The organism is Blastochloris sulfoviridis (assembly GCF_008630065.1).
Taxonomy (GTDB): Bacteria; Pseudomonadota; Alphaproteobacteria; order Rhizobiales; family Xanthobacteraceae; genus Blastochloris; species Blastochloris sulfoviridis.
Genome location: NZ_VWPL01000003.1, coordinates 124,270 through 149,155, shown reverse-complemented (window position 1 = coordinate 149,155; position 24,886 = coordinate 124,270). Strand labels below are relative to the sequence as shown.

At 70.2% G+C, this 24,886-nt stretch carries 19 protein-coding genes and 1 tRNA gene; 6 read left to right on the top strand and 14 right to left on the bottom strand.

Translation table 11 applies throughout. The annotated features are described in order from the left end of the window. The first annotated feature begins 175 nt into the window (after nucleotides 1-175). The gene (locus tag F1193_RS02705) at nucleotides 176-964 is read left to right on the top strand and encodes an outer membrane protein (RefSeq protein WP_150096132.1); all 789 of its coding nucleotides are present in this window, start codon (nucleotides 176-178) and stop codon (nucleotides 962-964) included. 104 nt (nucleotides 965-1,068) lie between these two features. On the opposite strand, the gene F1193_RS02700 is transcribed toward F1193_RS02705, so the two are convergent. The 3 genes from F1193_RS02700 to F1193_RS02690 all read right to left on the bottom strand — a co-directional run bounded on the left by F1193_RS02700 (nucleotide 1,069) and on the right by F1193_RS02690 (nucleotide 5,253). Beyond that, entirely contained in the window at nucleotides 1,069-2,850 is a 1,782-nt protein-coding gene (locus F1193_RS02700) for a potassium/proton antiporter (RefSeq protein WP_150096131.1), read from the bottom strand. Between the two features lie 70 nt (nucleotides 2,851-2,920). Further along, nucleotides 2,921-3,451, bottom strand: coding sequence for a copper chaperone PCu(A)C (locus tag F1193_RS02695; protein WP_246164080.1), 531 nt, complete (start codon nucleotides 3,449-3,451; stop codon nucleotides 2,921-2,923). Nucleotides 3,452-3,723: 272 nt separating this feature from the next. After that, nucleotides 3,724-5,253 (bottom strand): EAL domain-containing protein, encoded by a 1,530-nt coding sequence (locus tag F1193_RS02690; protein WP_150096129.1) that lies wholly within the window; start codon nucleotides 5,251-5,253, stop codon nucleotides 3,724-3,726. Between the two features lie 467 nt (nucleotides 5,254-5,720). Here F1193_RS02690 and F1193_RS02685 point away from each other — a divergent pair, with 467 nt between their 5' ends. Beyond that, a complete protein-coding gene (locus tag F1193_RS02685; RefSeq protein WP_150096128.1) occupies nucleotides 5,721-5,918 on the top strand; it encodes a heavy-metal-associated domain-containing protein in 198 nt (65 codons plus the stop codon). Between the two features lie 63 nt (nucleotides 5,919-5,981). Here the strand turns inward: F1193_RS02685 and F1193_RS02680 are convergent, their stop codons facing one another. The 7 genes from F1193_RS02680 to F1193_RS02650 all read right to left on the bottom strand — a co-directional run bounded on the left by F1193_RS02680 (nucleotide 5,982) and on the right by F1193_RS02650 (nucleotide 15,985). Next, on the bottom strand, nucleotides 5,982-7,838 hold the full coding sequence (locus tag F1193_RS02680) for a [FeFe] hydrogenase, group A (protein WP_150096127.1): 1,857 nt from the start codon (nucleotides 7,836-7,838) through the stop codon (nucleotides 5,982-5,984). 2 nt (nucleotides 7,839-7,840) lie between these two features. Further along, on the bottom strand, nucleotides 7,841-9,859 hold the full coding sequence (locus F1193_RS02675; protein WP_150096126.1) for an FAD-dependent oxidoreductase: 2,019 nt from the start codon (nucleotides 9,857-9,859) through the stop codon (nucleotides 7,841-7,843). A gap of 235 nt (nucleotides 9,860-10,094) precedes the next feature. Then, a complete protein-coding gene (locus F1193_RS02670; protein WP_150096125.1) occupies nucleotides 10,095-11,234 on the bottom strand; it encodes a hypothetical protein in 1,140 nt (379 codons plus the stop codon). A gap of 98 nt (nucleotides 11,235-11,332) precedes the next feature. Beyond that, entirely contained in the window at nucleotides 11,333-11,971 is a 639-nt protein-coding gene (locus F1193_RS02665; protein ID WP_150096124.1) for an ATP-binding cassette domain-containing protein, read from the bottom strand. After that, nucleotides 11,968-13,641 (bottom strand): ABC transporter permease, encoded by a 1,674-nt coding sequence (locus F1193_RS02660; protein ID WP_150096123.1) that lies wholly within the window; start codon nucleotides 13,639-13,641, stop codon nucleotides 11,968-11,970. The genes F1193_RS02665 and F1193_RS02660 overlap by 4 nt, the downstream gene beginning before the upstream one ends. Before the next feature lie 7 nt (nucleotides 13,642-13,648). Then, nucleotides 13,649-14,857, bottom strand: coding sequence for an ABC transporter substrate-binding protein (locus F1193_RS02655; RefSeq protein WP_150096122.1), 1,209 nt, complete (start codon nucleotides 14,855-14,857; stop codon nucleotides 13,649-13,651). Between the two features lie 60 nt (nucleotides 14,858-14,917). Then, nucleotides 14,918-15,985 (bottom strand): radical SAM/SPASM domain-containing protein, encoded by a 1,068-nt coding sequence (locus F1193_RS02650; protein ID WP_150096121.1) that lies wholly within the window; start codon nucleotides 15,983-15,985, stop codon nucleotides 14,918-14,920. Nucleotides 15,986-16,224: 239 nt separating this feature from the next. Between F1193_RS02650 and F1193_RS02645 the strand changes: the two genes are divergently transcribed. Then, complete coding sequence (locus tag F1193_RS02645; protein ID WP_150096120.1) at nucleotides 16,225-16,947, top strand: type 1 glutamine amidotransferase; 723 nt, start codon at nucleotides 16,225-16,227, stop codon at nucleotides 16,945-16,947. Between the two features lie 40 nt (nucleotides 16,948-16,987). Here F1193_RS02645 and F1193_RS02640 read toward each other — a convergent pair whose 3' ends face one another. Then, nucleotides 16,988-18,547: a serine aminopeptidase domain-containing protein gene (locus F1193_RS02640; protein ID WP_246164079.1), complete on the bottom strand. Its 1,560-nt coding sequence runs from the start codon at nucleotides 18,545-18,547 to the stop codon at nucleotides 16,988-16,990. A 285-nt stretch (nucleotides 18,548-18,832) separates the two neighbouring features. On the opposite strand from F1193_RS02640, the gene F1193_RS02635 reads away from it, so the two are divergent. Then, a complete protein-coding gene (locus F1193_RS02635) occupies nucleotides 18,833-19,546 on the top strand; it encodes a hypothetical protein (RefSeq protein ID WP_150096118.1) in 714 nt (237 codons plus the stop codon). A 75-nt stretch (nucleotides 19,547-19,621) separates the two neighbouring features. On the opposite strand, the gene F1193_RS02630 is transcribed toward F1193_RS02635, so the two are convergent. Beyond that, nucleotides 19,622-19,706, bottom strand: a tRNA-Leu gene (locus tag F1193_RS02630). A 218-nt stretch (nucleotides 19,707-19,924) separates the two neighbouring features. Between F1193_RS02630 and F1193_RS02625 the strand changes: the two genes are divergently transcribed. Continuing rightward, nucleotides 19,925-20,353 carry a thiol-disulfide oxidoreductase DCC family protein gene (locus F1193_RS02625; protein WP_150096117.1) on the top strand — a complete coding sequence of 143 codons (429 nt, stop codon included), beginning with the start codon at nucleotides 19,925-19,927 and terminating at the stop codon, nucleotides 20,351-20,353. Nucleotides 20,354-20,493: 140 nt separating this feature from the next. Here F1193_RS02625 and ribA read toward each other — a convergent pair whose 3' ends face one another. Beyond that, nucleotides 20,494-21,597, bottom strand: coding sequence for a GTP cyclohydrolase II RibA (gene ribA, locus F1193_RS02620; protein WP_246164078.1), 1,104 nt, complete (start codon nucleotides 21,595-21,597; stop codon nucleotides 20,494-20,496). Between the two features lie 116 nt (nucleotides 21,598-21,713). Beyond that, nucleotides 21,714-22,142: a nucleoside deaminase gene (locus F1193_RS02615; protein WP_150096195.1), complete on the bottom strand. Its 429-nt coding sequence runs from the start codon at nucleotides 22,140-22,142 to the stop codon at nucleotides 21,714-21,716. A gap of 79 nt (nucleotides 22,143-22,221) precedes the next feature. On the opposite strand from F1193_RS02615, the gene F1193_RS02610 reads away from it, so the two are divergent. Then, entirely contained in the window at nucleotides 22,222-24,885 is a 2,664-nt protein-coding gene (locus tag F1193_RS02610; RefSeq protein ID WP_170263286.1) for a pseudouridine synthase, read from the top strand. Nucleotide 24,886 lies beyond the last annotated feature (1 nt).

The following is a 24,886-nucleotide window of genomic DNA, read 5'->3' as shown; positions in this document are numbered from 1 at the left end:
CAGTGGCTGTGCTGCAACAGCGGCGGAGATAGTGGGCACCTTTCTTGTGCGCTGCTTGACGAATCCGCTGCCGGCCGCCTTTGCTGTTGCGGCTAAGTTGCAATAGCGGGCTCGGAAAACGCTGTCGGCAGCCGGCAATCAGCCTTGGAAATGATCTTTTTCAGCGGGGTATCACATGCGTGCCGTTCTCTTGGCGGCCTTGACGGCTGTCGCCGTCAGCGGGCCGGTTTCCACCGCCATTGCGGCAGACCTGACGCCAGCTCGCGCGCCGTCGCCCGCCGCGACAGGTTTCTATGCGGGCGTCAAAGTTGGCGGAAGCGGACTGGACCTCAGCAACCGCAGCATCAACTATGGCGCGTTCGAATATACCGAAGGCGACCACTTCAGTGGCGACGATCAGTCATGGGACATGGGCAGCGGCACCGACACGGTGTTCGGCGGCGGTGTGCTGCTTGGCTATAACTTCAATCGTCTCACCGGATTTCCGGTCCGCCTCGAATTCGACTATTACGCGCGCGGCCGGGGCGAGGTGAACCGCGCCTATGACGTGGTTTACAATATCTCAACGAACGGGGTTCCGACGCCGGAAGCCGCCAATCTGGGGCAGCACGACAAGATCAGCCTTCAGACTGCGCTGGCGAGCCTCTACTTCGACATTCCGACGGGCGGCGTCCTGACCCCCTTCGTCGGCGGCGGCATCGGCGCGGCCTTCATCGACCATACCGTCATCGGCATCGAGAATGGCACCGATACCTTCTCTAATTCGCGCAGCAGCACCAACTTCGCTTGGTCCCTCGGGGGCGGCCTGGCTTGGGCAATCAATGAGCGCCTGACGGTCGATCTCAGCTATCGCTACGTGAATGCGGGCACCAGCACCGTTGCCAAGGGCAATTGGGAGCCTTTGACGGCCACCACCGATATCGCCAGCCAGGATGTGACGATCGGCCTGCGCGCCAATTTCTGACCGGCCCGGTTCCGACCGACGCGGGAACCCGGAAACCGCTTCGCCGATAGATCCTTGTCTTGGCAAGGGTTTATCGGCGAAACGGCATGCAGTTCTCAGGCCGATCAGTCCCGCGCCGACAGGCCGAGCCGCTGCAGCCAGCGCTGCAGCCACAGCGGCCGGGTCGAGGCCTGGGCGATGTCGGGCAGGCGCAGGCCGGCCAGCGCGACGCGGCCGTCCGGCTCGACCCGGCGGGCGATCAGCCTCGCGGCGCCGAAGGCCACGCGGTCGCCGGGACGGGCGCGGTCGGTGTAGCGGTCGGCGAAGACGTCGGCGATGGTGGCCGGCGTGTCGCCCACGATCTCCAGCCCATAGAGCGCCGCCACCTCGGCCGCCGGGGCATCGCCGACCAGCGGCAGCTCGCCGAAGGCGATCCTGGCCGCGCTCGGATCCTCGACGCTGGCCGCGAACAGCGCATCCAGCCGGTCGACGCGGGAGGGGGCGGCGAGCAGATAGACATAGTCGCCGCTGGTCAGGTCGCCGGCTTCGCGCGGGTTCAGGACCACGCCGTTGCGAACCACCAGCGCGGGCTGCGCCCAGGCCGGCAGGTGCGCGCCGCGCGCCAGCGGGCTTTCCGGCTCGACCGGGTAGCCGACCAGCTCGCGCCCGGTATTGCCGGGCAGCTCGATCTCGACGCGCTGCACCGGCAGGCTGGTCGCGGGCGTCGCGACCCCGGTCCAGCGCCCGGCGAGGCCCACCGTCCAGCCCTGCACCAACAGCGACACCAGCACCACGACGAAGGCGACGTTGAAATAGTCGTCCGCCCCCGGCAGGCCGGCGAGCGTCGGGATGGCCGCCAGGAAGATCGACACCGCGCCGCGCAGGCCCACCCAGCCGATGAAGGCGATCTCGCGCATCGGCATGCGGAAGGGCAGCAGGCACAGCCACACCGCCAGCGGCCGGCCCGCCACCATCAGGAAGGCGGCAATGGCGGCGGCGGGAAGGCCCTGGTCGACGAGATCGGACGGCGAGGCCAAAAGCCCCAGCATCAGGAACATGGCGATCTGGCACAGCCAGGTTGCCGCCCCCTGGAAGCTCTCGATCACCGGATAGGCGCGCACCACGCTGTTGCCGACCACCAGCCCGGCCAGATAGGCGGCAAGCAGGCCCGAGCCGCCCCACACCGAGGCGAGCCCGAAAATGCCGACAGCGGCCGTGGTGACGAAGGGCGGGTGAAGGCCGGCCGGCAAGTCGAGCCGGTTCAGCGCCTGCACCACCAGCAGGCCGCCGCCGACCCCGACCGCGGCGCCGACCGTGAAATCGCCGACGATTTCGGTGAGCACGGTGGCGGTCGCCGCTTCGCCGGCCAAAGCGAGCCGGGTCAGCAGGATGACCAGAAACACCGCGACCGGATCATTGGTGCCCGATTCGATCTCCACCGTGGCGCCGACCCGCGGGCTCAGCGTCAGGCCGGCGGTGCGCAGCAGGAACATCACCGCCGCAGCGTCCGTGGAGGCGACGATGGAGCCGAGCAGCAGCGACTGGATCCAGCCGACCCCGGCCAATGCGTGCACGAAGGCGCCGGTCAGCGCCGCCGTGAGCACCACGCCGGCGGTGGCCAGGACGAGCGCCGGCGCCAGCGCGCGGCGGACCAGCCGCAGCTTGGTTCGCATCGCCCCGTCGAACAGGATGACCGACAGCGCGATCGAGCCGACCAGATAGGTCGACTCATAGTCGTTGAATTTGAGCCCGCCCGGGCCGTCCTCGCCCGCCAGCATGCCGATCAGCAGGAACACCAGCAGCAGCGGTGCTCCGAAGCGCTTGGCGAGCAGGCTCGACAGCATGCCCGCCAGCGCCATTCCGGCGCCGACGAACAAGGTCCATTCGAGGGCGGAGAGCTTGTCCATCGTCCTCCGGGGCGGGCTGGAGCGGGGTCATCGGGATTGCGGCCTGGAGACCAGGAGCGCCAATCCCGGATCAATTCTTGGCGCGGCTGCCGGCGCCGATGCTGCGCACCTGGAAGGGCACCTCGATCGTTCCGGCCTTCGCGAACCGGAGCGTGACAGGGATGGTGGCCCCTTCCTTGAGCGGCTCCTGGATGTCCATGAACATCACGTGCAGGCCGCCGGGCTTCAGCTCCACGGTCTGGCCGGGTGCGATGGCGATGCCGTCCTCAAGCTCGCGCATGCGCATCACGCCGTCGACCACGGCCATTTCGTGAATCTCGCCGCGGCCGGCAACCGGCGCCGACATGCCGACCAGCCGGTCGGGTTCGGTGCCGGTGTTGGTGATGCGCAGGTAGCCGCCGCCGACCTTGGCGGCCGGCGGGGTGGCGCGGGCCCAGGGCTCGGCGATGACGAGGGCGCCGAGCTTCAGCTCAACGCCGGTGCCCGGGTGTGCGGCCGACGGGTTGTCCTGGGCAGCGGCAGGACCGGGGAGCGCCGCGGTGATGGCAAGGGCTGCGACAGGGGCGCAGAGCCGGGCGAGACGCCGCGTGAAGATTCCCATGGGGTTCGGTCCTCCAGAAGATGAAATCGAGACCGCAGATGCCGGGCTCGGGATCCGGGTGCAGGCCATGCGGAGTCCGGATGGGCGGCGAGGGCGAGAACACTCCGGAACAGTACGGAGGCGCGGCGCGATAGCAAGCCGCTTCTGGCAGGCCGCAGCGACCGGCCGCCGGAGGACCAGATTCCTGGCGCGGTCACGCTGGCGGCTGTGGTGGGGAGGCAACGAGCGCAACGTCCCCGGTCGTCATTCCAAGCCGGTTGGCCGGAACTCGATCAGGCCCGGCGGATGGTGGTCTTGGCGAGGTCGGCGAGGCCGCCGGTGCGGCGCGGCGCAGGCTCGTCGCGCCGGGCGTCCTCTCGTCGGGTCTCCTCGCGCCGGACGTCGGCCGCGGCGATCTCGACGCGCGGTGCGGGGACGGGCGCGGCCTCGACGGTCTCGCGCATCGGCCGGCGCTCGGCGCCCAGCACGTCGGCGCGCACCGGCTTGGGCGGGGCGAACAGGTTGCCCTGGCCGAACTTGACGTCATAGTCGAGCAGATCGACCACCTGCCCTTCGGTCTCGATGGCATCGCCGACGAGCGCGATGCCGTGCCGGCTGAACAGGTCGCCCAGATCGGCCGGGTGGATCTCGGCGCCGACGGCGCGCGAGCGGTCGAGCAGGCCGACGGCGGGCACCTTGACGAAGCGCACGCCGCGCTCGGCCAGATCACGCGCGTCGAAGCGCAGATCCTGGATGCGGTGGAGCGCGAGCTTGAAGCCGCGGTCGACCACGCCGGCCAGGGCCTCGGTCTCGACCGGCCCGAGCAGGCGGAACTGCTCCTGGGCAAGCTGGAACACCAGCGCCGGCCCCAGCGCCCGGTTGGCCTCCAGGAACTCGGCGTAGCGCGCCATCGCCTCGGCGTCGCCCAGCGTGTCGGCGGCGAGGTCCAGGAACAGGCCGATCTCGCGATTGCGGCTGGCCAGCCGCCGCACCACCTGCACGCAGCGCAACAGCACCTGCAGGTCGATCTCGGGCTCCAGCCGGCCACCGCGGGCAAGGTCGCCGTAATCGTCCGGGGTGAGCAGCGAGCCGTCCTCGGCGCGCAGCCGCGGCATGGCCTCGTAATAGCGCACCTTGCGCTGCGGCAGGGTGACGATCGGCTGCAGATAGATCTCGACGCGCCCGGCCTTCACCGCGCGGTGCGCCAGCGCCAGCCCGTCGGCCTCGGACAGGCCGGCCAGCATGCCATGGCGCACCACCGGCGCCGGCGGCGCGGCCAGCGCGACGTCCTCCGCCTCCGGGGCGGCAGCGGCGGCGCCGGCCGGCGCAGCCGGGGTCATGACCACCTGCGGCCGGGCGGCGAGGGCCTGCAGATTGTGCTCGAAGACGGCGAGGCTCTGCTCGTGGGTGGCGGTGGCCTCGGCGAGATCCTTGACCAGCCCGGTGAGGACGACGAGCTCGGCGGAGAGCGGGTGGATCGCCTTCCGGGCGGCCTCGCCCGCCGCTGCCTCGATGGAGGTGCCACGGCGCTCGATCGCCTGCAACCGGTGGTCAACGTCGGACACGCGCCGCGAGATATCGGCGAGGGCACGGGCGACGTCGGTCACGGTCGAGGACAGGTCGCCGATCTGGCGGCCGAGATGGGCGCGGTCGGCGGTTTGCAGGGCCGAGAACTGCCACCAGGCCAGGCCGAGCAGCAAGGTTAGTGCCGCGAGCCCCGAAATCGCAGCGGGAACACCGGCCACCAGATACAGCAGCGCGCCCAGCGAGCCGGAAATCATCACCATGCAAAAGGCGATAAACAACGTGCCGAGTCGTTGCATGGCGGGCAATCCTGTGACCGAATCAGACTGGAATATTGGCGATTCTACGCCTGAGGGCTACCACCCCCCGATGACGTTTCGGCATAATCCTCAGCGGCGTGCACAATACCATGCTGCGGGCGACGATTTCGTCGGGCCGCGGCAGGCCTCGCGACGGCGGCGCAAATCGCCGTGAGGCCGAGCAAACGCAGGCGCTTTGGCCGGCGGACAGGAATGCCGACCGGCCGGCGGCGTGGCGTAGCGCCTGTCAAGGGCCGCGTCCTGCATGGCTGATCTGCCGCAACAAAAGGACGATCGGTGAAGCTTTCGTGTTCCGGTCCACGGTTCCGCCGCTGGAGGGGCCGGCGCGCCGTGCCCTCGCAGCCGACCGGCGGGCAGGGCGCGCCGCCTGCGCTTTCCCGGCATGGCGTGCAGTGCCATATGTGGACCGTGCGGCAGGGGCAGCCGAATTGACGGAGACAATCAGGATGGTGACGCTGAACGTGACCGGCATGACCTGCGGCGGCTGCGCCGCGACCGTGGAAAAGCTGATCAAGCGCGAAGATGCCGGCGCGAAGGTGACGGTCGATCTCGCCTCCGGCCGTGTCGAGGCCGACACCGGCGTTCCGGCCGAGACGCTGATCAAGGCGATCGAGGCCGCGGGCTTCGGCGCCACGGCGGGATAGACTCCGGGCGCGGGCTCACCAACCCTCCAGCGGTGCGTCCCGCCGCTCGGTATACCTTGCCGCTCAGTACACCTTCCCCGTCATCCGGATGTCGGCCCAGATCTCGCGCACGGTCTGGTCCATCTCGATCTTGCGGTCGGTGTACCAGGTGTGCAGCAGAGCGTGCGCCTTCTCCGAATTGGGCGCGCCCAGGAAGTCGCGATAGAGCGCCTGGACCTGCCGGTTGTTGTGCGACTGGCGCAGCGCGCGCTTCTGGTCGATGCCGAACAGCGTCTCGCGGCGCTTGAGCGCATGCGGCAAATACTGCTTCTTGGAGCGCAGCGAGCCGCCGCCATCGACGCAGCCGCCGGGGCAGGCCATGATCTCGATGAAGTCGAAATCGGCGGTGCCGGCGCGTACCGCCTCGACGATCTGGCGGGTGGGCTTGAGGCCGTGGCACATCGCCACCTTCACCTCGCCGACCGCGCCGCCGAGGTCGACGGTGGCGGTGCGCACGCCCTCGAAGCCGCGCAACTGCTGGAGTTCCACCGTCTCAAGCTCGCGGCCATTGACGATGTAGTACATCGTCCGCACCGCCGCCTCCATCACCCCGCCGGTGGTGCCGAAGATGGCGCCGGCCCCGGTGTATTCGCTCATATAGGGGTTGTCGAAGGTCGACGGCTCCAGCGTCTTGAGGTCGATGCCCTCGCGGCGCAAGAGGCGCGCGAACTCGCGGGTGGTCAGCACCACGTCGACCTCCGGCACGCCGTCATGGATGAGCTGGCGCCGCGCGATCTCGTCCTTCTTCGCCGTGCACGGCATGATCGAGATGACGCGGATCCGCGCAGGGTCGATGCCCATCTTCTCCGGCAGATAGGTCTTGGCGAGGGTGCCCACGCACTGCTGCGGCGACTTGGTGGTGGAGAGCAGCGGCAGGATGTCGGGACAATGCCGCTCGGCGAAATTGACCCAGGCCGGACAGCACGAGGAGAAGGTCGGGCGCTTCCGATGCGCCAGGCGATGCAACAGCTCGGTGCCTTCCTCCATGATGACGAGGTCGGCGCCGAAATTGGTGTCGAGCACGATGTCGGCGCCGAGCTTGCGCAACGCGGTGATGATCTGGCCTTCGACATTGGTGCCGGGCGGCAGGCCGAACTCCTCGCCGAAGCCGACCCGCACCGCCGGCGCAAACTGGACGACGGTGACGAGCTCGGGATCGTACATCATGTCGAGCGCGCGGTCGGTCTCGTCGCGCTCGCCGAGCGCGCCGGTCGGGCACACCAGGACGCACTGGCCGCAGGTGACGCAGGCCGAGTTCTTCTGGGTCAGGCCGTGGCGCAGCCCGACCGCGGTGTCGAGGCCGTAGCCGACCTGGATCAGCGCGTCGATGCCCTGGCCGTCGCGGCACATGGCGATGCAGCGCTGGCAGCGGATGCAGCGCTTCATGTTGCGGATCAATGCCGGCGAGGAGTCGTCGATCGGCCGCATCGCCACGCGGGCGGGGTCGACGAAGCGGTTCTGGCGCAGGCCGACGAACTGGGCGACGTCCTGCAGGTCGCAGCGGCCATGGCGGATGCAGGTGGCGCAGTCCTGGTCGTGATCGGCGAGCAGCAGCTCGACCTGCAGGCGCTGCTTCTCGCGCACCTCGGGGGTGCGGGTGCGGATTTCGAGTCCGGCCTGCATCGGCGTGGTGCAGGCCGTCACCAAGTGTGTCTTGGCGCTGCCGTCCGTCCGGATCTCGACCAGGCACACCCGGCAGGTGCCCGGCGTGTGGTCGATGTCGGCGAGTTCGCACAGGGTCGGGATATAGACGCCGTAGCGGCGGGCGCAGGTGAGGATCGTCTCGTCCGAGCGGCCGGTGATCGGCGCGCCATTGATGGTGGCCTCGAAATAGGTCACCTCGGCGCCGGGGCTGGTCTGGGGCAGGAATTGCGCGGCCATTCTCATGCTCCCTCGGGGATCGGCTGCTCGGTGATCACCGAATAGATGCGGTAGCAGCGCATGCAGCGCTTGGCCTCGCGATAGGCCTCCTCGGCGCTGATGGTCTGCTCCACCTCCTCGAACATCTGCGTGCGCACATTGGGGTCGAGCTCGGGGTGGTGGACGCGGTACTGCGGCTTGACCGGCACCTCGACGGCGTCGTCGGCCAGCATCCGGTTGTCGTTGAGCAGGGCGCGCATGCGCGAGCGCGGCCGGAAGCGCACATAGCCCAGCCGGATCCAGTCATCGATGCTGCGGGTGGCCTTGAGGCCATTGGCCATGGCGTGGATCAGGGTCGAGGGGCCCGACGCGCAGTCGCCGCCGGCGAACACGCCGGGGCGCGAGGTGGCGAGATCGACGGGATCGACCGCGATGCAGTTCCAGCGGTCGAGAGCGATGCCGTCCTCGGGTTTCAGCACGTCTCGGTTGATCTGCTGGCCGATGGCGGCGATCAGGGTCGTGCAGGGCAGGACCGTCTCGGTGCCGGGCGCGGCCTCGACATTGCGGCGCCCGCGGCCGTCGGGCGCCGTCTGGCGCATCGCGATCAACTCGACGCCGGTGATGCGCCCGCCCTCGGCGACGATCCGCACCGGATTGGCGAGATAGTGGAAGATGATGCCCTCGGCTTCGGCGGCGGCCACCTCGTCGGCGTCGGCGGGCATGTCCTCGCGGGTGCGGCGATAGACGACGTGCACGGTGTCGGCACCCATGCGCAGGGCCGAGCGGGCGCAGTCCATCGCCACGTTGCCGCCGCCCACCACCACCACGTCGCCGGAAAGCTCGATGGTGCGGGTGCCGGCGACATGGTCGTGGACGTCGAGCAGGAAGGCGATGCCGGGCTTGTAGCCGGCGAGGCTCGGATCCTCGCCGGCGACGCCGAGCCGGCTGCCCTGCTGGCAGCCCAGCGCCAGGAACACCGCGCGGTAGCCGCGCGCGAACAAATCGTCGATCGAGAAGTCGCGGCCGAGCGCGTGGTTGAACAGGAAGCGTCCGCCCAGCTCGGCGATGATCTCGGTCTCCGAGCGCAGCACGTCCTTGGGCAGGCGGTAGGAGGGAATGCCGATCGCCGCCATGCCGCCGGCTTCCCCCATCGCCTCCAGAATGTCGACGCGATAGCCGTGCAGCAGCAGGTGATAGGCGCAGGACAGGCCCGCGGGGCCGGCACCGACCACCGCCACCCGCATGTCCTGGCTCAGGGGATGGGCGATCAGCTCGCGGCCGAAGGTCAGCGCGTGGGCGCCCTTCTGCTGGTCGGCGACGTAGCGCTTGAGCGTCTTGATGCCCACCGCCTCGTCGACGAACTTGCGTCGGCAGGCCATTTCGCAAAAGCGCACGCACACCCGGCCGCAGGTCGCGGCCATCGGGTATTTCTGCAAGATGACGCCGAGCGAATGCTCCGGCTTGCCGTCGCGGATGAAGTCGATGTAGCGCGGCACGTTGATGCGCGAGGGGCAGGCCTCGATGCACGGCGCGGTCATGTAGGTGAGGCCGTGCGGCTCCGGCCGCGGGCCGCGCTTCAGCTCGCCCTCCACCACGTCGCGGAAATGGCGCAGCGCCGCCAAGAGCGGCCGGGCGCAGGTCTGGCCGAGGCCGCACATCGAGGTGGCGGTCATCTGCTCGGCCAGCGTCTCAAGCTCGTCGAGGCCGAGCCTCGCCGCATTGCCGCGGCGCAGCGCGTCGAGCGCGTCGCGCACCAGCACCGTGCCCATCCGGCACGGGGTGCATTTGCCGCAACTCTGCTCGGCGGCCTCCGCCATCTGGCGCCATAGCGCATCGATCAGCCCGACGCCGGCGTCGAAGATGAAGAAGCCGCGGTCGCCGAAGAAGGCGCGGATGCGGTTGCCGTTGTCGAAGCTTTCGAAATTGGCAAGCGTCGGAGGTTTGGCAAGCGTCGGGGGCACCGGACGATCGTCGGCGGCAGACCTGCCGGCGCGGTTGTCGTAGATGATGCCGTCCCACACGCCGTAGACGATCTCGGTCATGCAGTCCTCTTGCGGTCGCTTCCGGACGCGAACTCACACTGTTTTCGGATAATCACGCCGTGGGCCCAGGAAACATACGGACATCCGGTGCCGGCCGCCGCAGCATCCACCCTGGATGCGAACGCGCCGACTATAGTCTTCGGCGACGGGATGTCCTTGAGCTATGTCAGCCAGAGCTTCGGCGGCTTGGCTCTTCCTGCCAGGATTCTGTTGTGTGGGACTGGAGCACTGCCGATCAGCCTCCAACGATGCCGGCCGGGCTGAAGCGCAGGTCGAGCACGCGCCATTCCTTGTACTTGTCCGCCGGCAGCGCGGCATAGGGCTGGCAACGCTTCACGGCGGCCTGGGCGGCGCGCACCAGGGCCGGGCCGAGCTTGGAGGCCGGGGCGGCGATCAGCATCGGATCGGCGGCCAGCGCGCCGTCGGGCTTGAAGGAGACGCGCATCACCATCTGCAGCTTGGCATTGGCCGGAATATTGGTCGGCCGCGTCCAGCATTTCTGCACGCTCGTCCTGAAGGCGGCGATCTCGTCGGGCGTGAGCTTCGCCTGCTCCTCGGCGACGGCGTCGAACCCGTTCGCCTTGCCGAGCCGCGCCATCTCCATCAGCAGGTCGGGGGCGAGCGGCGGCGTGACATTGTCGGTGGGCGCCTCCGCCATCGCCGGCAGGGGAATGCCGGCAAGAGCCGGCCCGGCGGGTGGTGCCTCGTCCGGCTGCGCGTCCTGCGGCGCAGCCTCGGGCGGGCTCGCCGGCGGCGCGCTGTCCGGGCGCGCAAGCTCCGGCGGCCGAACCGGGGGCAATGGTGGCGGCGGTCCAGCAGGCGGAGGCGGCCCTTTCGCCGGCTCCTTTGATGCCTCGTTGGACGCTTCCTGGCCCGGCTCCTTGGCGGCGTCCCTGGCGGGCGCCTGCTCGGGCTGCTTTTCGGGCTGCCTTTCGGGTTCCTTGGAGGCTTCCCTGGCCGGCTCCTTGGAGGGCTCCTGCGCGGTTTCCTTGGCGGCTTCCTTGGCCGCCTCCTTGGGAGCCTCCTTCGGCGTCTCCGCCCGGGCCTCCTTCCGCAAATCCTGCAGCAGGTCCTGTGCCGCCGGCAGGATTTTCTCTTCCTTGGCCTTCTCTTCCTTCGCCTTTTCTTCCTTCTTCATCTCGTCCTTGGCGAACTCTTCCTTGGTCTTCTCGATCTCGGGAAGCTGCGGCTTCTCCGGCTCGTCGACCTTCGCCGTCTCCTCGGGCGGCTGCTCCTGCGCCTCCTCGGGCGTCACGAGGTCGACCAGGATTCCCTCGGCCGGCTCGACATTGAACGGCGCCGGCCCGGCGAGGACCACGGTCAGGGTCACGAGAATCAGGTGAGCCGTCGCGGAAAGCGCGATGCCGGTGCGCATGAATGCCCTGTCGAATTGGTGAATCACTTCTTACCGTGATCGCCCGAGGCGCGCCAATCATCCCGCGCTGCACCCACAGTCGAGGGCCGGAAACCGTCTCAAGCCCCAAGCCGGACAATGCGGCCGCCGGCCGCCCTGGCGTCGTCGGCATCGTGGGTCACCAGCAGCGTCGGCAGGTTGCGCTCGCGGGCGTGGCCGAACACGAAGCGGCGGATGTCGTCGCGCAGATGGCTGTCGAGCCGGTTGAACGGCTCATCCAGCAGCAGCGTTCGCGGCTCGGCGAGCAACGTGCGCAGCAGCGCAACCCGCGCGCGCTGGCCGCCGGACAGCGTCGCCGGGTCGCGGTCGAAGAAGCCCGCGAGATCCGCCTGCGCCAGCGCCGCATCGATCGCGCCCCGCCGCGCGGCGCGCCCGCGCACGCTCGTGACGAGGCCGAAGGCGAGGTTCTGCCCCACCGACAGGTGCGGAAACAGCAGGTCGTCCTGGAACAGGATGCCGGCGCGCCGCGCCTCGGGCGGGCGGCGGGTGACGTCGGCGCCGTCGATCAGCACCCGTCCCGACACGCGAAAGACGGGATCAATGAAGCCGCCGATGAAGGCCAGGAGCGTCGATTTGCCGGACCCGGACGGCCCCATCACCGTGACGACCTCGCCGGGGGCGACCGCCAGATCGAAGCGCGGGACCAGTTCCCGCCCATCAAGCGCGATCTCGACACCGGCGAGCACGAGTCCTCTCACGCCAGCCCCCGCCGGTTGCGGAACATCAGGCGCGGCAGGCCGAGCGCCAGGCCATAGACCAGCGCCGGCAGCGCCGCCTGCAGCACGGCATAAACGCCGAGGATCCGCCGGTCGGCGCCGGTTGCCAGCGTCACCGCCTCGGTGGTCAGCGTCGCCACCCGGCCGGCGCCGGCGAACAGCGTCGGCAGGTACTGGCCGACGCTGACCGCGAAGCCGATCGCCGCCGCAACCAGGATCGGCTTGGCCAGCATCGGCAGCTTGATCCGCACGAAGATGCGCGCGCGTCCGGCGCCGAGCGCTGCAGCGGAACGGGCGAAGCGCGGATCGAGCGCGCGGAAGGGATCGGCCAGCGACAGGAACACATAGGGCAGCACGAACAGCAGGTGCGCCCAGATCACCGCGGCCAGCGTGCCGTCGAGCCCGGCCTGCACCAGCGCGACCTGGACGCCGAACAGGAAGGCGATCTGCGGCACCAGCAGCGGCAGATAGAGCAGCCACAGCGTGCCCGTTCCCGGCCGCAGCGCCGCGCGCTGCTCGTTCTCCAGGCAGGCGAGTGCCAGTACGAGCGCGATGACGGTCGCCGCCGCGCCGGCGGCGAGCGTCATCTCGAGCGGCCGGCCGACCTCGGGAAGGTGGCGCGTCCACACGTCGAGGGTCAGGGCCTCTGGCAGGGCGGCAGGAAACCGCCAGCCGGCCGCCACCGACCACAGCGCCATGCCGGCGATCGCCGCAAACGCCGCAACGCCCGTCCCGACCGCCCCAAGTGCGGCGGCGGCGGCCACCGGCTCGGCCGCCGGGGCGCGCCAGCCGCGCAGGATGATCGCGCGGCCCAGCCGGGCAGTCAGAATCTCGCCCAGCCGCCACGCAACGATGGCGCCGGCCACCAAGGCAAGCTGCAGCAGCGCGGCTGCAGCGGCACGCGGGTAGAGCGCCAGATCATAGTCGGCAAACCATCGCATCGCCAGCACCGCCAGCGGCGGCGGTGTGCCCGGCGCCAGGATCAGCGCGACATCGACCGCCGACAGCGAAAAGGCGAGCACGGCATAGACCGGCAGGCGGATCTGCGCATAGAGGCGCGGCAGCACCGCAAACAGCCACGCCGCCGCCGGGCCGTAGCCCAAGGCACGGGCGGAGGCGACAAGATCGCGCACCCGCATCTGCACGCTGGCGGCGAGGATCATCAGCACCAGATAGGGCGTCTCCTTGAGCACGAGGCCGCCGGCAAGGGACAGGCCTTGCGGATCGCGCACCGTGACGATCTGCGGCGGCGTGTGCCAGCCGGTCAGGTCCGGCGACACGAGCCGGGCGAGCCAGCCCGACGGCAGGATGAGGAAGGCGAAGCCGATGGCGAGCGCGGCATGCGGCGTCGCCAGGAGCGGCGCCAGCGCGTTCTCGCAGCGGCGCAGCCACGGCCGCTCGTGCGCCAGGGCACAGAAGCCGATCGCCAGCACCACCGACAGGGCGGTGGCCAGCAGGCCGACGCGCAGCGTCAGCGCCAGCGTGTCGGCGAGGCCCGGCGTCGCCATCAGCTCCCGCCAGGCGCCGAGCGAGACCTCGGTGTGGCCCAGCGCCGGCAGATAGCCGAAGGCCGGCAAAGCGGTGCCGGCGAGGCCCGCGGCGATCGGCAGCAGGAACAGCGCCAGCGTCAGAGGCGGGGCGGCCCTCAGCATGGTCTCATCAATGTGTGCGCGCTTCCCAGGCCGCGACCAGCCGCGTCATCCAGGAGGGATGCGGCTCGGGCAGCGGCACGCCCAATTCCTCATTGGTGGGCAGAGCGGGGTCCGACCGCAGGTCGAGGAAGCGCTGGCGGTCGGCGGCGTCGAGCCTGCCCAGGTCGAGCACGGTGAAATTGCCCATGTGGCGCGGATCCTGGGCATAGGCCTGGGTTGCCGGCTCCAGCAGGAAATCGGCGACCGCCATCGCCCCCTCCTTGCCCGCGGCATTGAACGGAATGGCGACAAAGCTGGTATTGCCGATGGTGCCGCGCGCCAGCACGAACACCCGCGCCGTCGGCGGCAGGAGCCGGTTGGCGATCGATACCGCAGCCTCGGCGGGGTTGAACGAGATGGCGATGTCGATCTCGCCGTCGTCGAGCAGCTGGCGCTGCGCCGGTCCGGTCTCCGGGAATTCGCGGCCCTGCCGCCACAGGTTCGGCCGCAGCGCGTCGTACCAGACCCACAGCGGCGCGGTGGCCGCCTCGAACGCCGCATCGTCAGCCGGGCGCTGGAGAGCGGCCGGATCGGGCGCAAGCTCGGCCAGCGCCTGCTTGAGGAAGGTGGCGCCGAGAAAATTTCGCACCGTCGGGTGGGTCAGCCGGCCGGGGTGGCGTTGCGCCCAGGCCAGCAGAGCCGGGATCGAGCGCGGCAGGTCGGCGGCAGCGAGGCGGGCGGAATCATAGACATAGACCACCTGCGCCATGCGCCAGGGGGCCGCAAAGCCCTCCACCGGCACGGTGAAGTCGATCACGTTGGAGCGTTTCCGGGTGGTGTCGACGAAGTGCCAGTTGGGCAGCGTCTCAGCAAATGGTCCGAAGAGCAGCCCCTGCGTCTTCATCGCCAGGAAATTCGGCCCGTTGATCCAGATCAGGTCGACCGAGCCGCCGGAGCCGCGCCCGGCCTGTTTCTCGGCCACCACGCGGGCGACGGCCTCGGCGGTGTCGCGCAGACGGACATGGACCACCGCCACGCCAAAGCGGCGGCGCATCTCCTCGCCGGTCCAGGCGATGAAGGCGTTGGTGCGCTCGTCGCCGGCCCAGGCGTTCCAATAGACGGTCTGGCCGCGGGCGGCGGCGAGGATGTCCTCCCAGGGCCGCGTCTCGCTGCTTGCGGCGGCGCGCGGCACAAGAGTTGCGGCGGCGAGGCCGGCAACGAACGAGCGGCGGTCCATGTCGGGTCTCCTGTCGAACTCTTGCGGCTTCCGGCTGGTCAGGCAGGAGAACCGTATCACTCACGCGGCCGGGACGAGCGGGCGGGCACGGCGGCGCTGGCGTGCCGCCTCGATTACCGGCGCCAGCACCTCGCGGTGGAAGGCGTCGCAGCCGATGCAGAGATTTTCATACGGTCGGCCGGCGGGCGTCAGCGTCCGCGAGCGCGCGACGAAGGTCGCTTCCGACCAGCCATGGCTGAGCCCCATGCGTTCCGGCCGGCCTTCATTGATGGCCTGGAAGGCCGGTTCGCCGGCCAGGCTGTCGAGAATGTCGATCAGATTGTCCTCAAGAAGGCTGCCGATCGGCAGTGCGGTCTTGATGCAGCAGGGATAGACCGCGCCGTCCGGCTCGACCGAGACTTCCGATCCGTTGACGTGGTGGTCGAGAAAGCCCGTGCCGCCCGACCAGCGGGCGCAGAAATTGTCGGCCAGCGTCGCGGTGGACAGGTCGTTGCGCCAGCCGCGGCCGCGCGGCCAGATCTTGCCGATCCAACTGCCCTCGGACGCGCCGAAGAAGCTGTAGAGCGGGCCGGTCTCTTCGTGCCATTTGCGGCCGACGCCGGAGGACAGCTCGGAGGGCTTCAGCCCGCAGGCGTCGAACAGCGCCGACAGCTCGGCGATGAAGGCCGCCTGCCGCTCGGGCGTGTCGATGCCGACGTGGAAGCGGTCGGTGGAGGCGACCGAGATCATGTAGACGCCGCGCGCCAGCAGATCCTCGACGATCGGCCGGGTGAGGAGGTCGCCGGTGGTCTGCACGACGATGCGCACGCCCTGGCCGCGATATTTCGCGTTCAGCGCGTCGATGACCGGATAGGTGACCTCGGTGCGCACCGGATCGAGCAGGCTCTCGCCGCCCGACAGGACGATTCGCCCGCCGCGCCGCACCGGCGCGGCGTCGGGCTCGGTGGCGTCGCGGTCGAGATAGGTCATGTCGGCCGGGAAGTTCGCCAGGATGCGCGGGACGTTCCGCTTCGCCTCGGCCACCACTGCGTCGAGCTCGCCCCTCACATAGGGGCGGAAGCGCTCCTCGTAGCAGTGCCGGCACTTGCGGTGGCAGGCCCAGCACATGACGTAGTAGATCGATTCCATTCCGGCCTCTGCCCAACCCGTGATGGCCTGCCGACTGCCGCGGCATATCTCCATAAGATTGTCCGAATCCTCTATGCAACGGCAAGATGCCGCCGCGTGCGAATTGAGACGATCGCACTCTGCCGCCAGGAGGGTCGACCCGCCGCCGGCGACCATTGGACAAGCCGCCGCAAGCGTGCCATCGAAGCGACCATCCGTCAGCCGCCGGGGTGGCCATCAGGTCCAGAAAAGGGGGAGCCATGCGCTTTCTGGTTTTCCAGCATGTCGACGTCGAGCATCCCGGAACGTTCCGCGAGCTGTGGCGCGAGGCCGGCATCGAATGGGATGCGGTCGAACTCGATGCCGGCGAGCCGATCCCGGCGCTGGAGCCCTATGACGCGCTGGTCGTCATGGGCGGGCCGATGGACGTGTGGGAGGAGGAAGAGCACCCCTGGATGGTGGCCGAGAAGCTGGCGATCAGCCATTGGGTGCGCGCCCTCGACCGGCCCTATCTCGGCGTCTGCCTCGGACACCAGTTGCTGGCCGATGTCATGGGCGGCGCGGTCGACCCCGCCAAGGAGCCGGAAGTTGGGCTCGGCACCGTCGACCTGACCCCGGCCGGCGCCGCCGACCCGCTGTTCGCCGGCTTCGTGAATCCGGTCGAGACCTTCCAGTGGCATGGCGCCGAGGTGTCGCGCCCGCCCGTCGGCGCCACCGTGCTGGCCGCCAATGATGCCTGCGCGGTGCAGGCGCTGCGTATCGGGCGCGCGGCCTATGGCGTGCAGTACCATGTCGAGATCGGCGAGGACACGGTGCACGACTGGCAGGCGATTCCCGCCTATGCCGCCTCGCTGGAGCGGGCGCTGGGCAAGGAGCGCGCCGAACTCCTGGCCGGCGAGACGCTGGCGCGCCTGCCCGATTTCGCCGCCGCCGCCCGCCGCTTCAACGACAATTTCCTGCGTCTGGTGAGCGGGCGGGGCTGACCTTCCTGCGGTTCACCGGCCTTGCAGGCCAAAAACCGTATCATCCGATGATCGGGAAGGTGGTGGCGATGGCCCAGGCGAAGATGATCGCATTGGCCAGCGCCGCCGCCAGCGGCTCGTTGGTGCGGTTGAAGGCCCAGCGGCTGATCAGCCCATAGACCACGAACATCGCCACCATGATCGGCGAGGCGATCATCAGGAAGAACAGCCGCGGCGGATTGAGCGCCACCGCCAGGGCGAGCGACACCAGGAAGCACGCCTTGGTGAGGGCGTAGGCGCCGCGCAGCGGCTTCAAGCCACGCACCAGCCATTCGTCGGCGACAAAATAGACGGCGGTGCCCGCGGCCATGGCCAGGATCAGCGGCACGCGCGCCTCGATGGGCGCCACCGACGACACGAAATGATCGACCGGCCAGCCGATGGCGAACAGGCCGTAGGCGGCAATCGCCGCAAAGGCGAGCCCGAACCGCCACGGCGACACCGACGCCTTCGGCGGGGCGGGGATGGCCTTCCACCATCGCACCAGCCTGAGGGTGGCGAACGTCACCAGCCCGTAGACTGCGAAGTGGAAATAGAGGTACTCGCCGAGCAGCAGCGGCAGCGTATTGACCGGCGACGCCCACAGGATCAGCGGCGTCAGGATGACCGGTGCCACTGCCACCAGCAGAAGCGGGCGCCATGTCAGATTGGCGCCGCGCGGCGCCGCCGCCACCACCGGCAGCAGCCGGGTCAGCGGCCGGGCCAGCACCAGAAGCCCGCCGAACAGCAGCAGGAACCACCAGCCGCGGGCATCGATCAGGCCGGTCTGGTCGCGGCCGAACACGGCGTTCAGCCAGTCGCGGGTCTCCTTCAGGCTGGTGGCGCTGAACAGCACGGCGATGTGCTCGACGCCGGGGGCGATGGCGACGCGCCGCGCGGTGCCGTCCTCGAACCGCCCATAGGTGACGCCGGCCTCCGCCGGCCCGGCGATGGCCACCGACACCGCCCGGTAGGCCTCCTTCATCAAATGCGGATCCTCGATGGCGCCGACCACGACCAGCAGGTTGCGCGGCCCCGTGGCGTCGGGCTCCGGCGAGAACAGCGAGATCGTCACCGTGGCGGCGATGTCGCCGCGCGCCTTGGCCTCGCGCGCCACCAGATCCGAGGCCATCGAGTGGCCGAGCAGCGCGACGCGGCCGTCGACCTCCGGCAGCGACCGGGCATAGGCGATGACCTTGTCGAGCTCGGGCAGCAGCCGCTGGGCGCGGGCGTTGCGGTCGACCAGACCGCCGGCCAGCGAATCCGGATTGAAGCCGTGGCCGGCGAAATCGAACGTCACCGCGACATAGCCGCTCTGGGCCAGCGTGACGGCGAATGGCTCCATCAGCTTCTGGGAGCCGGCAAAGCCGTGGGCGATGATCACCGCCGGGGCCGGCGCGCCGCCGGGCAGGCGGAACACGCTCACCGGCGTGTTGCCGAGCTGGGTGCGGCGGATATCGAGCCCGCTGCTGGCCGCAAAAAGCTGCCAAAGGGCGAACAGGATGGCGATGAACGCGCCGATGGGCGCGAGCAGCCGGAGCCCCCGCGCCAGAGGCGTCGGGCCCTCGCCACTGCGCGTCAAGGGATGGTGCCCGCTGGCCTCGGAACTCATGGGGCCGAACGAATGCGCAAGCTTGCGGCCGCGATCAAGCCCAACATTGGCATAACCGGGTTGCCGGGTGACCACGGCCGCTCCGTTCTCGCCCGGCCCTGGGTGGGCGGGCGCAGGTTTCGTTTACGCAGATTTCGTCTACGCGGGTTTCATCGGCCGGGATCAGGGCCGTCGTGACGTTTCGTTGGGGTTCTTTACCCGAGAGAGTGGAGCCGATTCTATTTTTTCACGGGGACGTTGAGGGGAAGCCGGGCGATGCAAATCGAGATTCCGGGCGAGCCGAAGCTGTGGCAGCCGGTGCCGCCGCCCCAGCAGGTGTCGCTGCCGCTGGAGGCGAGGACCCGGATCGGCGTCCTCGGCGGGCTGCTGATCTTTCCCGCGTTGGTGCTGGCCGCGGGCATGGTGTTCGGTGCTGCGATCATGATCCAGCTCCTCGCCACCGGCGAGATCGGGTCCGCGGGCGAGGCCGTCGTTGCGGTTCTGCTCGCAGTTTTCTCGGGCGTCACCAGCGTGACGGTTCTCGGGGCCGTGGTGACGCTCCTGGCCGACCGCTGGCGCAACGCCCCTCTTGTCATCGACGCCGGATCGATCCGTGATGGGCGGCTGCGCTTGGCACCGGTTCCCTGGTCCGATGTCGCGCACGCCTGGGCGGTCCAGAATGGATCGCCGGCCCGGGGGATCGACATCAAGGGGGTGGGTCTCGAACTTCGAAGGCCCGTTTCAGCCTGCCATGACCCGTACCGGCTCGGAGTCATCATGTTCCGTTGGTGGCAGCCCCAGCCCGGCGAGACTTGGATCAGCCGGAACCAGCCGATCCTGTTCTTCCTAACAGGCGGCCTCGTCCGCCGGCACCCGCGCGACAACGAGATCTACATCCCGATCGAGTGTCTGTCGGTGCGACGGCACGTGCTCGTCCACACCATCGCAGCGCTTGTCCGCCAGCATGGCGGCAGCGTGGACATACTGTAGGCGTGAATTTTTTGGGACTGTCGAAAGCACGATGCGCGGCGAAAACTCGCGGCAACCAGCCTCTCAGCGAGAGACTGGTGCCCAGGAGAGGACTCGAACCTCCACGGCTTGCACCACTGGTACCTGAAACCAGCGCGTCTACCAATTCCGCCACCTGGGCCCGCCTGAGCGGTGGCGCGCTTGGTATGATGCCGGCCGGAGCTTGTCAACATGGCTGTCGCGCCGGGCCATCGCGGCCGATCGCGGCGCAAGGGTCCGCTCTCGCAAGCCCTCGGGGGCGGCGCCGTGATCCGCCGGCCATGGCGCGCGTATGGAGAAGCAGGCGGAGCCGAATGCCGGTTCCGACATCCCCCTCTCCAAGTTGGAGCAAGAGCCGCCATGACCCCGTCGCGCGAGGCCGATTCGCCGACCACTCCGCCGCCCGCGACCGCCGCCGCACCGGCGCTGACGGTCTATTATGACGGCTCCTGCCCGGTCTGTTCGCGCGAGATCGCCCACTATCGCGGCTGCGAGGGCGCGGACGCCATCGTGTGGACCGATATCGCCAAGGCCACGGGCGATTCGCTGGCACCCGACCTCACGCGGTCGGCGGCGCTGGCGCGCTTCCATGTCCGCCGCGCCGATGGGGTGCTGGTCGACGGCGGGCGGGCGTTCGCCGAGATATGGCAGGCGCTGCCCCGGTTTCGCCGGGCCGGGCGGCTGTTTGCCAGCGGCGCGGGCGCGCGGCTCATCGAGGTGGCCTACCGGCTGTGGCTCCGCGTGATGCCACTGGTGCGCCGGTTCGGACGGCCGGTTTCGCAAGGATAATACGGTTTCCGGTTGATCCCTTCGGGATACCGGAAACGGTCTCGCCGAAAATCCCTTGTTCGATAACGGGATTTTCGGCGATCGGAATACGGCTCGAAGGCTTGATCAGCCGGAAACCGCATAAGCCCGCGAACTCCGAATCAGGCCGGGTCGGAGCGCGTCTTCGCCGCCGTGTCGGCGGTGGGCGCATCGGGATCGAGACGATGGCCGGCGCGGTCGCGCTTGGCGGTGAGGTAGCGGATGTTCTCCGGCGTGCGGCGGCCGATAACCCGCTCCTCGGCCACGACATCGAGACCGGCCTCGCGCAGCGCCGCCACCTTGTGCGGGTTGTTGGTGAGGAGGCGGATCTTCGTCACGCCGAGCTGGCGCAGCATCGCGGCGGCGAAGTCGAAACGCCGGCCGTCGAACTCGAAGCCCAGCGCCTCGTCGGCGTCGAAGGTGTCGAAGCCGCGGCTCTGCAGCCGGTAGGCGCGGATCTTGTTGGCGATGCCGTTGCCGCGCCCTTCCTGGTCGAGATAGAGGATGATGCCGCCGCCGCCCGCCGCCATGGCGCGGGCGGTGGAGCGCAACTGGTCGCCGCAGTCGCAGGCGAGGCTGCCGAACAGATCGCCGGTCAGGCAGGCCGAATGCAGCCGCACCGCCACCGCACCGCCAAGGTCCGGCCGGCCGATGATCACCGCCACCTGGTCGCGCAGGCCCTCGCCGCCGCGAAACACCACGAATTCGGTATCGGGCGCGCCCTCCAGCGGCACCGGCGCCCGGCCGACGATGCGCAGCCGCTCGATTTCGCCCGAGCGGTAGCGGCCGATCGCCTCGGCCGGAACGCTCATCAGCCCGGCGACGGCGGCCGAGGCCGCCTCCGGGAGCGGCACCACCAGCAGCGCCGGCAGGATCAGCGCGAGCCGGGCGAGCTCCAGCGCGGCCTCGTCGATGGGGGCAGCTGGGCCGACCGGGGCATCGAGGGCGGCATCGAGCGCCAGGGTCAGCCGTTCGATGCGGGCGAGATCGATCGCCGGAAGCGCGAGCGTGCCGGCGGCGGTGCGCTCCAGGCCGAGCCGCCGCAGCCGTGCCGCCGGCAGCACCAGCCGCGCCCCGCCGGCCGTGTCCAGCCCGGCCACCTGTTCGGCATCGAGCCCCTCGATGCCGACGGTGAGAACCGGGCCGCCCTCCCCGGTGATGACCACCGGGCGCCCGGCGCGGATCTCGGCCAAGGCGCGCTCCACCCCCACATGTTCGTCGTGCAACCCACACTCCACTCGTTCAGTCGCGTCTTCAGTCGCTTCGGCCGCCAGTCTTGCCTGCCGCCAATCTTGCCTGCCGTCATGTCCCTAGCAAAACCGCGGCCAGCCGCCATCCGGTCTCACCGCCGGTCGCGGAAGAAGTCCTTGAGCAGCCCGGCTGCGTCCTGCTCGGCGAGGCCGCAATAGACCTCGGGCCGGTGATGGCAGGTGGGGCTGGCATAGAGTCGCACGCCGCTGTCCACCGCGCCGCCCTTGGGGTCGGCGGCGCCATAATAGAGGCGGCGGATGCGGGCGAACGAGATGGCTGCCGCGCACATCGGGCAGGGCTCCAGCGTCACGTAGAGGTCGCAGCCGATGAGCCGCTCGGAGTCGAGGGCCGAGGCCGCGGCGCGGATTGCCAGCACTTCGGCGTGAGCGGTGGGATCCTTCAGCTCCAGCGTGCGGTTGCCGGCGCGCGCAATAACCGCGCCGTTTCTGACGATGACGCAGCCGATCGGCACCTCGCCGCGGGCTGCCGCCGCGCGCGCCTCGTCCAGCGCAATGTCCATGAAGGCGGGGCGCACCGCTCGTATTCCCGTCCGCGCCGTGCTACAGGCGCCCTCCTTCTCCAGGTCGCACGGAACCGCCATGCCCCGCAAGCCGACGGACGATGGTCCGCGCCGCCCGCCCCCGTCCCATCGCGGCCCCAGCAAAGGGGCGCCTGCCCGTGCCGGCGGCACGTTCGCCGAGAGGTCCGCCACCGGGTTCGCCAAAAGGCCCGGCGCCAAGGCTGGCGGCAAGCCTGGGGCCAAACCTAGTGGCAAGCCCGGCGAAGCGTCCGGCTTTCGCAAGGCGTCCGGCAAGCCGGGCGCGCGGCCCGAGCGGCCGCAGCGCGGCGACAGGCCGCGCACCGGGACGAAAACCAAGACCACTCTCGCCCGTCCGCCGCGCGCGGATCTGCCCGAGCCGACGCTCAAGGTGCGCGAGCGCGTCGCCAAGGTGATCGCCCGCGCCGGGCTCGCCTCGCGCCGCGAGATCGAGGAGTGGATCGCGGCCGGCCGGGTGGCGGTCAATGGCCAGGTGCTCGACAGCCCGGCCTTCACCGTCAGCACGTCGGACAGGATCGAGGTCGATGGCGCGCCGCTGCCGGAGAAGGAGCGCACGCGGCTGTTCCTGTTCCACAAGCCGCGCGGCCTCGTCACCACCACCGACGATCCCGAGGGGCGGCCGACGGTGTTCGACGTGCTGCCGGCCGGCCTGCCGCGCCTCGTCAGCGTCGGACGGCTCGACTTCAACACCGAGGGCCTGCTGCTGCTCACCAATGACGGCGGGCTTGCGCGCGTGCTGGAACTGCCGGAGACCGGCTGGCTGCGCCGCTATCGTGTGCGCGCCTTCGGCGAGGTGATGCAGGACCAGCTCGACAAATTGCGCGAGGGCGTCGAGATCGATGGCATGCAGTACGGCTCGATCGAGGCTGTGCTCGACCGCGAACAGGGCTCGAACGTGTGGATCACCGTGGCGCTGCGCGAAGGCAAGAAGCGCGAGATCCGCACCGTGCTGGGCGCGCTCGGCGTCCACGTCAACCGGCTGATCCGGCTCTCCTTCGGCCCGTTCCAGCTCGGCGAGTTGGCGGAGGGGGCGATCGAGGAGGTCAAAACGCGGGTGCTGCGCGACCAGATCGGCGAGCAGTTGGCGGCGATCGCCGGCGTCGATTTCGCCGCCCCGCTGCGCGACTATGGCGACGCCAAACCCGCGCACAAAGAACCGGCCCGGAAAGCGCCCGTGCGGCAGGAGCCGGGCCGGACCGAGCGTCCCGTGCGCCAGGATCGCGTCGCTCAGGACGAGCGGCCAGCGCGCGACCGCTTCGAGGACGGGCCCGAACGTGGCGAACGGCGCGGGCGTCCCGAGCGGAGCGATCGGCCGCTGCGCGAGCCGTCCAATCGCCGCAAGCCCTCGATCTGGCGCGCCGCGCCGGAGGGCGAGGACGTGCCGAAGCGGCGGCTGCCACGGCGCGAGCGCGCCGCCATTCCGCCGGCCTCCGAGGACACGCGGCCCAAGCGCCGCGGCCAGACCGAGGACCGCAAGGGCCGGTCGATCCTGGTCGAGCGGGTCGGCTCGCCGGCACCGCCGCCCGAGGCGTCGGCAATGCCCGCCGAGCGAGCGCGCCCGTTCATCCGGCACGGTGACAACCCGCCGGGAGATCGCCCGTTCAAGCCGCGGGGCGACAAGCCTTTCCGCGATCGGGGCGAGGGCGGTGAGCGTCCGTTCCGTGCCCGCAGCGAGCGGCCTGAGGGGGATCGTCCGTTCAAGCCGCGTGGCGACCGGCCGTTCCGGGATCGGGGCGAGGGGGGCGAGCGCTCCTTCCGCACCCGCAGCGAGCGGCCTGAGGGGGATCGTCCGTTCAAGCCGCGTGGCGACCGGCCGTTCCGCGATCGGAGCGAGGGCGGCGAGCGTCCGTTCCGTGCCCGCAGCGAGCGGCCTGAGGGGGATCGTCCGTTCAAGCCGCGCGGTGACCGTCCGTTCCGCGATCGGAGCGAGGGCGGCGAGCGTCCGTTCCGCGCCCGCAGCGAGCGGCCCGAGGGCGAGCGCCCGTTCAAGCCGCGTGGCGACCGGCCGTTCCGGGATCGGGGCGAGGGGGGCGAGCGCTCCTTCCGCACCCGCAGCGAGCGGCCTGAGGGGGATCGTCCGTTCAAGCCGCGTGGCGACCGGCCGTTCCGCGATCGGAGCGAGGGCGGCGAGCGTCCGTTCCGTGCCCGCAGCGAGCGGCCTGAGGGGGATCGTCCGTTCAAGCCGCGCGGTGACCGTCCGTTCCGCGATCGGAGCGAGGGCGGCGAGCGTCCGTTCCGCGCCCGCAGCGAGCGGCCCGAGGGCGAGCGCCCGTTCAAGCCGCGTGGCGACCGGCCGTTCCGGGATCGGGGCGAGGGGGGCGAGCGCTCCTTCCGCACCCGCAGCGAGCGGCCTGAGGGGGATCGTCCGTTCAAGCCGCGTGGCGACCGGCCGTTCCGCGATCGGAGCGAGGGCGGCGAGCGTCCGTTCCGTGCCCGCAGCGAGCGGCCTGAGGGGGATCGTCCGTTCAAGCCGCGTGGCGACCGGCCGTTCCGCGAGCGGAGCGAGGGCGGTGAGCGGCCGTTCCGTGCCCGCAGCGAGCGGCCTGAGGGGGATCGTCCGTTCAAGCCGCGCGGCGATCGGCCGGGCAGCAAATTTGGCGGCAACAAGTTCGGCGGCAAGCCGGGGGGCGCGCGACCTGGCCGTCCTGGCGGCAAGCCCGGCTTCGACAAGCCGCGCGGCCCGCGCAAGCCGCGGCCGGAGTAGG